General features: G+C 66.9%; 9 protein-coding genes. 7 read left to right on the top strand and 2 right to left on the bottom strand.

Annotated elements, in window-relative coordinates; translation table 11 throughout:
• Nucleotides 1-17 precede the first annotated feature (17 nt).
• The 4 genes from ACR65K_RS06950 to ACR65K_RS06935 all read left to right on the top strand — a co-directional run bounded on the left by ACR65K_RS06950 (nt 18) and on the right by ACR65K_RS06935 (nt 4,119).
• Nucleotides 18-1,223, top strand: coding sequence for an argininosuccinate synthase (locus ACR65K_RS06950; protein ID WP_440151945.1), 1,206 nt, complete (start codon nt 18-20; stop codon nt 1,221-1,223).
• Nucleotides 1,224-1,228: 5 nt separating this feature from the next.
• Nucleotides 1,229-2,656 carry an argininosuccinate lyase gene (argH, locus tag ACR65K_RS06945; RefSeq protein ID WP_440151944.1) on the top strand — a complete coding sequence of 476 codons (1,428 nt, stop codon included), beginning with the start codon at nt 1,229-1,231 and terminating at the stop codon, nt 2,654-2,656.
• Nucleotides 2,657-2,795: 139 nt separating this feature from the next.
• Nucleotides 2,796-3,344, top strand: coding sequence for a pyridoxine/pyridoxamine 5'-phosphate oxidase (locus ACR65K_RS06940; protein ID WP_440151942.1), 549 nt, complete (start codon nt 2,796-2,798; stop codon nt 3,342-3,344).
• A 37-nt stretch (nt 3,345-3,381) separates the two neighbouring features.
• The gene (locus tag ACR65K_RS06935; protein WP_056338231.1) at nt 3,382-4,119 is read left to right on the top strand and encodes a maleylpyruvate isomerase family mycothiol-dependent enzyme; all 738 of its coding nucleotides are present in this window, start codon (nt 3,382-3,384) and stop codon (nt 4,117-4,119) included.
• A 19-nt stretch (nt 4,120-4,138) separates the two neighbouring features.
• On the opposite strand, the gene ACR65K_RS06930 is transcribed toward ACR65K_RS06935, so the two are convergent.
• Together ACR65K_RS06930 and ACR65K_RS06925 are read right to left on the bottom strand one after the other, a co-directional pair.
• Nucleotides 4,139-4,633, bottom strand: a complete 495-nt coding sequence (locus tag ACR65K_RS06930) for a methylated-DNA--[protein]-cysteine S-methyltransferase (RefSeq protein WP_440151940.1) — start codon at nt 4,631-4,633, stop codon at nt 4,139-4,141.
• Nucleotides 4,630-6,123: an AlkA N-terminal domain-containing protein gene (locus ACR65K_RS06925; protein WP_440151939.1), complete on the bottom strand. Its 1,494-nt coding sequence runs from the start codon at nt 6,121-6,123 to the stop codon at nt 4,630-4,632. Before ACR65K_RS06925 ends, ACR65K_RS06930 begins: the two co-directional genes overlap by 4 nt.
• Nucleotides 6,124-6,251: 128 nt before the next feature.
• Here ACR65K_RS06925 and ACR65K_RS06920 point away from each other — a divergent pair, with 128 nt between their 5' ends.
• The 3 genes from ACR65K_RS06920 to tyrS are packed head-to-tail and all read left to right on the top strand — an operon-like array spanning nt 6,252 to nt 10,569.
• The gene (locus ACR65K_RS06920; protein ID WP_440151938.1) at nt 6,252-6,941 is read left to right on the top strand and encodes a DNA-3-methyladenine glycosylase; all 690 of its coding nucleotides are present in this window, start codon (nt 6,252-6,254) and stop codon (nt 6,939-6,941) included.
• Nucleotides 6,942-6,992: 51 nt separating this feature from the next.
• Nucleotides 6,993-9,221 carry a HelD family protein gene (locus ACR65K_RS06915; protein ID WP_440151937.1) on the top strand — a complete coding sequence of 743 codons (2,229 nt, stop codon included), beginning with the start codon at nt 6,993-6,995 and terminating at the stop codon, nt 9,219-9,221.
• Between the two features lie 34 nt (nt 9,222-9,255).
• Nucleotides 9,256-10,569 carry a tyrosine--tRNA ligase gene (gene tyrS, locus ACR65K_RS06910; protein WP_440151936.1) on the top strand — a complete coding sequence of 438 codons (1,314 nt, stop codon included), beginning with the start codon at nt 9,256-9,258 and terminating at the stop codon, nt 10,567-10,569.
• Nucleotides 10,570-11,113 lie beyond the last annotated feature (544 nt).

Below are 11,113 nucleotides of genomic sequence, written 5' to 3'. Positions count from 1 at the left end.
AACAAGGAGCATCTAAAGTGACTGAACGCATTGTGCTGGCCTACTCCGGCGGCCTGGACACGTCCGTCGCCATCGGCTGGATCGGTGAAGCCACCGGTGCCGAGGTCATCGCCGTGGCGGTCGACGTCGGACAGGGTGGCGAATCGCTGGAAACCATCCGCCAGCGCGCCCTGGGCTGCGGCGCCGTGGAGGCCTACGTAGCCGACGCGTCGGACGAGTTCGCCAACGAGTACTGCGTGCCCACGCTGAAGGCCAACGCCCTCTACCAGGGCCACTACCCGCTGGTGTCCGCCATCTCCCGCCCCGTCATCGTCAAGCACCTGGTGAAGGCCGCCCGCGAATTCGGCGCCACCACCGTGGCCCACGGCTGCACGGGCAAGGGCAACGACCAGGTCCGCTTTGAAGTCGGCATCCAGACCCTGGGCCCGGACCTGAAGTGCATCGCACCGGTCCGCGACCTCGCCCTGACCCGCGACAAGGCCATCGCCTTCGCCGAGGAAAAGGGACTGCCCATCGAGACCACCAAGAAGAACCCGTACTCCATCGACCAGAACGTCTGGGGACGCGCCGTGGAGACGGGCTACCTCGAGGACATCTGGAACGCGCCCACCAAGGACATCTACGACTACACCGCCACCCCGGAGTTCCCGCCGGCGCCGGATGAGGTCACCATCTCCTTCGAAGCCGGCGTTCCGGTAGCGATCGACGACGTCAAGGTCACCCCGCTGCAGGCCATCAAGGAACTCAACCGCCGCGCCGGCGCACAGGGCGTGGGCCGCATCGACGTCGTCGAGGACCGCCTGGTGGGCATCAAGTCCCGTGAGATCTACGAAGCTCCGGGCGCCATGGCGCTGATCACCGCGCACAAGCACCTCGAAGACATCACGGTTGAGCGTGAGCAGGCGCGCTTCAAGGCCACCGTTGGCCAGCGCTGGGCCGAGCTGGTCTACGACGGCCAGTGGTTCTCCCCGCTCAAGCGCTCCCTGGACGCCTTCATCGAGGACACCCAGAAGTACGTCTCCGGCGACATCCGCATGACCCTGCACGGCGGCCAGGCCATCGTCAACGGCCGCCGCTCCGACACCTCGCTGTACGACTTCTCGCTGGCCACCTATGACACCGGCGACACCTTCGACCAGTCCCAGGCCAAGGGCTTCATTGAGCTGTGGGGCATGTCCGCCAAGGTTGCCTCGGGCCGCGACATCCGGGTCGCAGGGAAGTAGCCCCTGTGGCTGAGCAAAAGACCGAAGCCACAAATGCGGGTGCGCTGTGGGGCGGCCGATTCGCCGGCGGCCCCGCTGACGCCCTCGCGGCGCTGAGCAAGTCCACGCACTTCGACTGGCGGCTGGCGCGCTACGACATTGCCGGGTCCAAGGCGCACGCCCGCGTGCTGCACAAGGCCGGGCTGCTGGACGACGCCGAGCTGGAAGGCATGCTCGCAGCGTTGACGCAGCTGGACGAGGACGTGGCCTCAGGCGCCTACCTGCCGGCCGAGTCCGATGAGGACGTGCATGGGTCGCTGGAACGCGGGCTGATCGAACGGGCCGGTGCCCAGCTGGGCGGCAAGCTCCGCGCCGGCCGGTCCCGCAACGACCAGGTGGCCACCCTGGGCCGGATGTTCCTGCGCGACCACGCCCGGATCATCGCCCGCGGCGTGCTGGATACGGTGGACGCGCTGGTGGAGCAGGCCAAGGCCCACCACGGCGTCGCCATGCCCGGCCGCACGCACCTGCAGCACGCCCAGCCGGTCCTGCTCAGCCACCACCTGCTGGCCCACGCCTGGGCCCTGCTGCGCGACGTGCAGCGGCTCCAGGACTGGGACAAGCGGGCAGGAGTTTCGCCCTACGGTTCCGGCGCACTGGCCGGGTCCTCGCTGGGCCTCGACCCGGAGGCCGTGGCTGCGGACCTGGGTTTCTACTCGGCCGTGCACAACTCGATCGACGGCACCGCGTCGCGCGACGTCTTCGCCGAGTTCGCCTGGGTGTGCTCCATGATCGGCGTGGACCTGTCGCGGATCTCGGAGGAAGTCATCTTCTGGGCCACCAAGGAGTTCTCCTTCGTCACGCTGCATGATTCGTACTCCACGGGGTCATCCATCATGCCCCAGAAGAAGAACCCGGACGTGGCGGAACTCGCCCGCGGCAAGGCGGGGCGCCTGATCGGCAACCTGACGGGGCTGCTGGCCACGCTCAAGGGCCTGCCGCTGGCGTACAACCGCGACCTGCAGGAGGACAAGGAGCCGGTGTTCGACGCCGCCGACACCCTGGAGCTGCTGCTCCCGGCCGTGTCCGGCATGATCGCCACTTTGAAGTTCAACACCGAGCGGATGGAGTCACTGGCCCCCCAGGGCTTCGCGCTGGCAACCGACATCGCCGAATGGCTGGTCCGCCAGGGCGTCCCGTTCCGCGAGGCGCACGAACTCTCCGGTGCCGCCGTCAAGCAGGCGGAATCCCGCGGCGTGGAGCTGTGGGACCTTACCGACGAAGAGTACGCGGCCATCTCCGCGCACCTCACCCCCGAGGTCCGCACGGTCCTGTCCACGGAGGGGTCGCTCAACAGCCGCAACTCCCAGGGCGGCACGGCACCGGCCGCCGTCGAACGCCAGCTTGCCGCGCTGGAAGGCGAGCTCGCGGGCGTCCGGGAGTACGCCGGCTAGGACGCCCGCTCACGTCCTGCACTATTTGGGGCAACGCCCGCTCACTTTCCTAAAGAAGGTGAGCGGGCGTTGGCGATTTTCATGCATCAACTGAGCGGGCGTTGGCGTTGGCGTGACAGGTCCTCGTTAGGCTGGGCACATGAGCGAAACCTTCCGCAAGTTCCTTCGCACCCTTCCCGACTTTCCGTCCGACCTGCCCGGCTTTGACCCCGCCAACGCGCCGCAGGATCCCGCCCTGCTCTTCAAGCAGTGGCTGGACGAGGCGCTGGACGCGGGGGAGCAGCAGCCGCACGCGTTCAGCCTGGCCACGGTGGGCGCGGCATCCGGGGGAGGGCAGCAGCCGTCCTCGCGGATGCTGATCCTGAAGAACATTGACGACGACGGCTGGCACTTTGCCACGTCCCGCACCTCCCGCAAGGGCCGGGAACTGGCCGCCGAGCCACGTGCCGCCATGAACTTCTACTGGCCGGGCATGGGACGACAGGTCCGGGTTGTCGGCACCGTGGCGGTGCTCTCCGCGGAAGCCTCGGCCGTGGATTGGCACGAGCGGCCCCGGGCCGACGGCAGCGACAATCCACACTGGCAGCTCTACGCCCTTCAGCCCGTCGAGATTGAGTTCTGGCAGGCCAGCAACGACGGCAACCACGTCCGGCACCGTGTGGGGCCGGACGGAACGCCGCTGGAATAGGCGCCGTGCTCAGCGGCTGCTCCGCTAGGCTGGCCGCATGACCTCTCCTTCCCCTGCCGTGCTCCTGGCTGAACTGCACAAGGCAGCCGACGCCCTGACCGCCGGGCTGGACCGCATTCCCGACGGCGGTGAAACCGCTCCGTCCACCCTTCCCGGCTGGAGCCGCGGCCACCTTCTGGCGCACATCGCAGGAATCTGCGACGCCCTGGCCCGGCAGGTGGAGTACGGCCGCCGCGGCGAAACGGTGGAGCTTTACGACGGCGGCGTGGAAGCCCGCAACCGCGCCATCGACCTCGCCGCCGGGCACAGCCTCGAGCAGCACCGGGCGGACGTCGACGCTGCGCTGCAGCGCGCACTGGCTGCCTTCGACTCGCTGGGTGAGGACGAGTGGCAGACGCGCATCGCGTTCCGCGACGGCGTCATCTTCGATGCCGGCCTGGCGCTCTGGCGCGAGCTGGTCATCCACACCGCGGACCTGGACAGCGGCACGGGACCCGAAACCTGGAACCGGGAATTCTGCTCGCACCTCTTCGATTTCCTGGCCGCCCGTGTTCCGGCCGAAACCCGGCTGGTCCTGCAGCCAGTGGCACTTCCGCCGCTGGCCCTCGGCGCCGGCGGCAGCACCGTCGTCGTCAGCGGCATGGTCACGGACATCGCCGCCTGGCTTGCGGGGCGGAAGCCGTCACTGGACAGCCTCCGGGCCACTGCCGCGGGGGACGGCACCGACCTTCCCGCCCTGCTGCCATGGCCCTCGGCGCTGCCGGAACCGAAGTAGTACTGCACGCACGGTAGAACTAGGCGGCCTCGCGGGCCAGCAGGCTCTCCTTGATGCGCAGGCCCCAGCGGAAGCCGCCCAGGGAGCCATCGGTCCGGATCACGCGGTGGCACGGCACGAACAACGCCGCCGCATTGAATGCACACGCGCTGGCCGCGGCCCGCACTGCACGCGGGTTGCCCGCCAGGGCCGCGTACTCCGTGTACGTGACGGGTAAGCCGGGTTTGACTTGGCGCAGCACGTCCCACGCATGGGCGCGGAACGGGCCGGACTGCTGCAGGACCGGGACCGCCATGGCTGGCATGGGATCGCCTGAGTAGAAGGCTTCGACGGCGGCTGAGATCCCGCCGAGGTCCGTCACCTCCTCCACGGCGTCGGGCCGCAGTGCGGGATGGACCTGTCCGGTCAGTTCCGCAAGGCCTGCCGTCCAGCCCGAAGCGAGGACCACACCATCGCGGGCAAGGACGGTGAAGGGTCCGTCCGGGGTGGACAGCTGCATCAGTTGCGATTTCATGGCATCCCTTTCGCGGGAACGGTTGTTGTCAGTGCGGGCTGTGCCGCGGCGCGCCACAGGTGCATGGTGGCGTAGGAGCGCCACGGGCTGGTTTCCCGGAAATCAGGGCTCAGGGTGCCGTCACCATTATCGAGTGCGTGGATCCCGTTCCGCACGGCCGCGTCATTGGCAAGGAAGACGTCCGGGGCGCCCAGGACCCGCATGGCGACGTACCCTGCGGTCCATGGTCCCACCCCCGGCAAGGGCAGCAGTTTGGCGGCCAGGCTTGCGGGGTCGTCCCCATAACCGAACTCCAGTTCTCCGGCGGCCATGGCTGATGCTGCCTGGAGCAGCGATTCGGTCCGCCTCCTGGGCCCGCGCAGCAGATGTTCTGCTGCGGCTATCTGGGCCGGCGTGGGGAAAAGCCTGTCCAGGCCGTCGCCGGCGGTACTGCTGGGGCTGCCGGCCGCGGACAGCTGGGTCAGTGCGGTCCGAGCCGCTGCAACTGTGACCTGCTGGCCCACCATGGCCCGGACCAGCAGCTCCTGCGGGTCCAGCGCCCCCGGCAGCCGCATTCCGGGAGCGGAGGCAACGGCGGCAGCAAGCCGCGGATCTGCGGCGAGGGCGGCGTCAATCGCTTCCGGGTCTGCGTCCAGGTCGAACAGCCGCCGCACGCGGCTCAGCAGCGCCGGCAGGTCGCGAAGGTCCACCGCGCCCACGGTGAGGGTGAGCTGCCCTTCCCGCGCGCCGCCGTCGTACGCCACCCGGAAGCGCGCGTCCCCGTGGGGGAGCCGCAGGGTCCGGGCGTAGGAGGTGGGCGTGCCCACTTCTATCCCGGGGAGGGCGCGGACGGCCAGGAAGGAGAAGATGCCCGGATCGAACGGCGGGCGGTAGGGCAGTCCCAGGGTCAGGGCTGTCGTGCCGCCGCCGGCCACCGGGTGCCGGGCCGACCTGCCCGGAGCCGCATTGCGAAGGGCCGTGGGGGTCATGCCGAACACCTCGGCGATGGTGTCGTTGAACTGCCTCACGCTGCTGAAGCCGGCGGCGAAGGCGATGTCGGCCAGCTTCATGGAGGTGGACACCAGCAGCGTCCGCGCGGTCTGGGCCCTTGCAGCCCGGGCCAGCGACAGGGGACCGGCGCCGAGCTCATGTCCCAGGATCCGGTTGAGCTGGCGGGGCGAATAGCCCAGGCGGGACGCCAGACCGGCAACCCCGTCCCGGTTGATCACGCCGTCGTTGATCAGCCGCATCGCCCGGCCCGCAACGTCCTGGCGCACGTTCCAGGCCGGCGTGCCCGGCACCGCCTCCGGCAGGCAGCGTTTGCAGGCGCGGTAGCCTGCCTCGTGTGCCGCGGCGGACGTCTCGTAAAACGTCACGTTGGACGCCTTGGGGGTCCGGGCCGGGCAGGAGGGGCGGCAGTAGATCCCCGTGGTGCGGACGGCCGTAAAGAACTGGCCGTCGAACCGGGGGTCGCGGGCATCGATTGCCCGGTAGCGCTGCCAGAAGTCCATTCCTCCATCCTGCCAGCCTGCCGCGGCCGGTACTAGCGGAAATCGGACATGGCCGTGGAGGGCCGCAATCCTTTGCCCGGCCCCCTTGCGGGGAGCTGAAGCAGCCCCCATCTGGGTAAGGTCAAGCAATGAACGAAAGTACTTCGGACACCGGGCAGCTTCGGAGTTTCCTGTCCGGGGATGCCCGGGAGCTTGCTCCGCAACTGCTGGGGGCCGTCCTGACGCACCAGTCCCGGGAGGGCTCCGTGTCCATCCGGCTCACCGAGGTGGAGGCGTATCTTGGGCCCGAGGATTCCCTGCACCCGGACCCCGGCTCACATACCTACCGCGGTCCAACCCCGCGCAACGCCCCGATGTTCGGTCCCGCCGGGCACCTCTACGTCTACTTCACCTACGGGATGCACCACTGCACCAACATCGTCTGCGGCCCGGCCGGCGTCGCGTCCGCCCTGCTGCTGCGCGCCGGCGAAGTGGTGGATGGCCTTGAACTGGCACAACGGCGCCGTCCGACGTCGAAAAGTCCCGCCGACCTGGCCAGCGGTCCGGCCCGCCTTGCCAAAGCCCTGGGATTGACGACGGCGGACAGCGGCCGGGACGCGCTGGCTCCGCCTTTTGGCGTGGAACTTCCGTCCGGCACCAGCGGTCCCGTCAGTTCCGGTCCGAGGGTGGGCGTGGCCGGGGCCGGGGGATCGGAGGAATACGCCTGGCGGTTCTGGCTCACCGGCGATCCCACCGTCTCCAAATACAAGGCCGCCAAGCCCCGGATCCGCAAGCAGCAGGAAGGCCTGTCACCGGCTGCAACGTTTCACAAGCGTTAACGGAAATGGTTGTAGAATGGACGGTCTGTCTTTCGCGATAGGGGAACGTTAATGCACGACGCCGAATTGGCCCACGAACGGGAGTATGTAGCCGGCCTGTATGCCCGGCTGGAGGAACTCCGGGAGGAAAAGCGCCGCCAGCTGGCGCAGGTCCGGCGCGCCGGAGCCGTGGGCACCATGCAGAACGTTTCCGAACGTGATGCGTTCGCCGCACTGTATGAGGACCGCCTGGCGCAGCTGGATGCGGTGGATGACCGGCTGGTCTTCGGCCGGCTGGACCTGGACTCCGGTGAGGCGCAGTACATTGGCCGCATTGGGCTCACCACGGAGGACCTGCAGCGGCTGATGGTGGACTGGCGGGCACCCGAGGCGGGCCACTTCTACCAGGCCACAGCCTTCGACCGGCAGGGCGTACGCCGCCGCCGGCACCTGATCCTGCAGGGGCGCGAAGTAAAGGCCATCGAGGACGACGTCCTGGACGCCGGCATGCTCACGGACGACGAATCGCTGCAGGGCGAAGGCGCCCTGCTCGCTGCGCTGAACTCCAAGCGGACCGGCCGCATGTCGGACATCGTCAGCACCATCCAGTCGGAACAGGACCGGATCATCCGGTCCTCCATCTCCGGCGCCGTCGTGGTCCAGGGCGGGCCGGGCACCGGCAAGACCGCCGTGGCCCTGCACCGTGCCGCCTACCTGCTGTACACCCACCGTGACCGTCTCAAGAGTGCAGGCGTGCTGCTGGTGGGGCCGTCGTCGTCGTTCATGAAATACATCGAACGGGTGCTGCCCTCGCTCGGCGAGACCGGCGTTGTCATGGCCAGCGTGGGCCGCCTGATGCCCGGCATCAATGCCGTGCCCGAAGCCGATGCGGACGTGGCCGCCATCAAGGGCCGCCTGGACATGGCTGCCATCGTGGCCAACGCCGTGTCCAACCGCATGCGCGTCCCTGCCCAGAACCGGATCCTCGAGGTGGACGGCCGCAAGCTCACCCTGACGCCCCGGCAGGTCCGGCGTGCGCGGGAACGCGCCCGCGCCACCGGAAAGCCGTACAACGAGGCACGCGTCACGTTCGTGAAGATCCTGCTGCGCGAACTGACCGAACAGATGACGGAACTCGTCGAAGCCGGCAACCTCGGCAACAATGCGGACCGCTCCTACCTTGCCGAGGATGTCCGCACTGCCCGGGACGTGCGGATCGCGCTGAACCTGTGCTGGATGCCCATGACGCCCGAGAAGCTGATCTCAGACCTCTTCAGCAAACCGCAAATCCTGGAATTCTGCACCCCCAACCTGACCCCGGCCGAGCGGGCACTGCTGCAGCGTCCAGCCGATGCCCCCTGGACCGAATCCGACGTACCGCTGCTGGACGAGGCCGCCGAACTTCTCGGCGAGCTGGACCCGGCTGCCGGACGCGGCCTGGCCCAGCAGGAGCACGACCGAGCCCGCGACCTGGCCAATGCCAAGCAGACCCTGGTCAACATGGAAGCCGCCGGCGTGGACCCGCTGATGTCCGCGGAGGAACTGGCCGAGCAGAACCGGGAGCAGGAAGCCCGGCAGACGGCCGCCGAACGCGCCACGAGCGACCGCACCTGGGCCTTCGGGCACATCGTGGTGGATGAAGCGCAGGAACTCTCACCCATGCAGTGGCGGCTGCTGGTCCGGCGCTGCCCGCTGAAGTCCTTCACCATTGTGGGCGACATCGCGCAGACCAGTTCCGTGGCCGGAGCCAATTCGTGGCAGGGGGCACTGGCCCCGATGTTCGGCGACCGCTGGCAGCTGGAGGAGCTCACCGTCAACTACCGCACGCCATCCCAGATTGCTGAAGCAGCCGTCAGGATGGCCAACGCCGCCGGTCTGGTGGTGTCCGCGCCCAAGGCAGTACGGGAGGGCCGCTGGGGACCCGTCATCGACGAAGTCGGGCAAGGGGCAGTGGTCAGCAAGCTGGTGGAGGTCCTCCCGGAAGAAATCAAGGCGCTCGACGGCGGCCTGCTCGCCGTGATTGCCGACGGTGACCTCCTGCCCGAGGCCACCGCAGCGCTGCGTACCGTGTACGGGCGCCGGATCGGCACCGGCGCGGGCAGCTACGAACAGGACATCGTGGTGATCAGCCCGCGCGAGGCAAAGGGCCTGGAGTTCGACGGCGTCGTGGTCCTGGAACCGTCCGTCATGCTCAACCACGAGCATGGCAAGGTGGGGGACCTGTACGTGGCCATGACCCGCGCCACGCAGCGGCTGCGGCTGATTGCCTCGCAGCCCGTGCCTGCCGGGATCGCCGGCTGACCCGCTGTGGAGCGTTACTGCTAACTTAGGAAGCGTGCCAGAACTGAACAACCTCGAACCGCAGCGCAACGACCCCACTTTCGCCAACATTTGGCAGGAATTGAAGTGGCGTGGGCTGGTCCATGTCTCCACCGACGAAGCAGAGCTGGAAAAGCTCCTCGCCAATGGGCCGGTCACCTACTATTGCGGCTTCGACCCCACCGCGCCGAGCCTGCACCTGGGAAACCTTGTCCAGCTCCTGGTCATGCGGCGTCTTCAGCTGGCCGGTCACAAGCCGCTTGGCCTGGTGGGTGGCTCCACGGGCATGATTGGTGATCCCCGTCCGACGGCGGAGCGTACCTTGAACACCAAGGACACGGTGGCAGAGTGGGTTGGCTACCTTCAGGCCCAGGTCAGCCGCTTCCTCAGCTTCGAGGGTGACAACGCGGCCAGGATCGTGAACAACCTGGACTGGACCGCTCCGTTGAGCGCCATCGACTTCCTGCGCGAGGTGGGCAAGCACTTCAGGGTGGGAACCATGCTGCGCAAGGACGCCGTGGCCTCCCGCCTGAACTCTGATGAGGGCATCAGCTACACGGAGTTCAGCTACCAGATCCTGCAGGGCATGGATTACCTGCAGCTTTACCGCGACTACGGCTGTGTGCTGCAGACCGGCGGCTCGGACCAGTGGGGCAACCTCACCAGCGGTACCGAGCTGATCCGTAAGGTGGAGGGCAAGAGCGTCCATGCCCTGGGAACGCCCTTGATCACCAACTCCGACGGAACCAAGTTCGGCAAGAGCGAGGGCAATGCCATCTGGCTGGACGCCGGCATGTGCAGCCCGTACGCCTTTTACCAGTTCTGGCTCAACACGGCGGATGCCGACGTGGTGGACCGGCTCAAGGTGTTCACTTTCCTGACGCGGACCGAAATTGAAGAGATCGCCGTTTCCGTGGCCGAGCGTCCCTTTGCCAGGGAAGGCCAGCGGAAGCTTGCTTTCGAAGTGACTTCCCTGGTGCACGGAGTGGACGCCACGGAAAAGGTCATTGCAGCTTCCGCCGCTCTTTTCGGGAACGGCGACCTGGCCGCACTGGATAAGGCAACCCTGCAGGCGGCCACCTCCGAGCTTCCTTCCACCACAGTCCAAGTGGATGGGATGGGGATTATTGACCTGCTGGTGGCGTCCGGTCTTTCGGAGAGCAAGTCTGCCGCCCGCCGGACAGTGGGCGAGGGGGGTGCCTACGTGAACAACGAGAAGGTCTCCGATCCCGAAGCCGTGATCTCCGAGTCCGAACTTTTGCACGGCCAGTACCTGCTCCTGCGCCGGGGCAAGAAGAACCTGGCCACCGTTGAAGTGCTGGTTCCCTAGCAGCTTCGGGTCCTGCAAGCACGCCCTTCCGCAGCCGATTTGCACGGCTGCTGGAGGGCGTGTATTGTTTTCTGAGTCGCCGCCGCTGAGTGGCGACAAACCCCAACTTCTGAGAAGCAACTCTTACCGCGCAGGCCGTGGAACTGAAGAAATTGCTTCTCATTTTGCTGGGCGGATTCATTCCACCGAGTGAATTCCGGGAAAATAACCGGATTTGCAAAAGTGAATATGAATGAAATAAGATTGAAACATCGCAGCGAAGAAATACGGAATAAACAAATTCATTGAATTGGTTCCGGGAATATTCGAATGTGTCTGTTGTTTGAGAACTCAATAGTGTGCCAAGTTTGTTGATACCGATTTTTTATAAATTGGTTGATTGTGCTGGGTTTGTCCACCCCGTGGATGGGCCTGGTGTTTTTAGCTGGTTTCAAATTTTGCAGCCGTGATGGGTGTTATTTCCATTTGTTGTGGTTGTGTCTGTTTTTGTTTTACTTCAACGGAGAGTTTGATCCTGGCTCAGGATGAACGCTGGCGGCGTGCT

This window comes from Arthrobacter sp. SAFR-179, assembly GCF_059414945.1.
Note: the sequence above shows the minus strand (reverse complement) of the source record. Positions and strands in the feature narration are given on the sequence as shown.

Bases quoted from the DNA above. Each gene is read 5' to 3' on its own strand.
- ACR65K_RS06940 (WP_440151942.1), top strand. From the start codon at position 2,796: ATGAGCGAAACCTTCCGCAAGTTCCTTCGCACCCTTCCCGACTTTCCG.
- ACR65K_RS06935 (WP_056338231.1), top strand. From the start codon at position 3,382: ATGACCTCTCCTTCCCCTGCCGTGCTCCTGGCTGAACTGCACAAGGCA.
- ACR65K_RS06930 (WP_440151940.1), bottom strand. From the start codon at position 4,633: ATGAAATCGCAACTGATGCAGCTGTCCACCCCGGACGGACCCTTCACC.
- ACR65K_RS06925 (WP_440151939.1), bottom strand. From the start codon at position 6,123: ATGGACTTCTGGCAGCGCTACCGGGCAATCGATGCCCGCGACCCCCGG.
- ACR65K_RS06920 (WP_440151938.1), top strand. From the start codon at position 6,252: ATGAACGAAAGTACTTCGGACACCGGGCAGCTTCGGAGTTTCCTGTCC.
- ACR65K_RS06915 (WP_440151937.1), top strand. From the start codon at position 6,993: ATGCACGACGCCGAATTGGCCCACGAACGGGAGTATGTAGCCGGCCTG.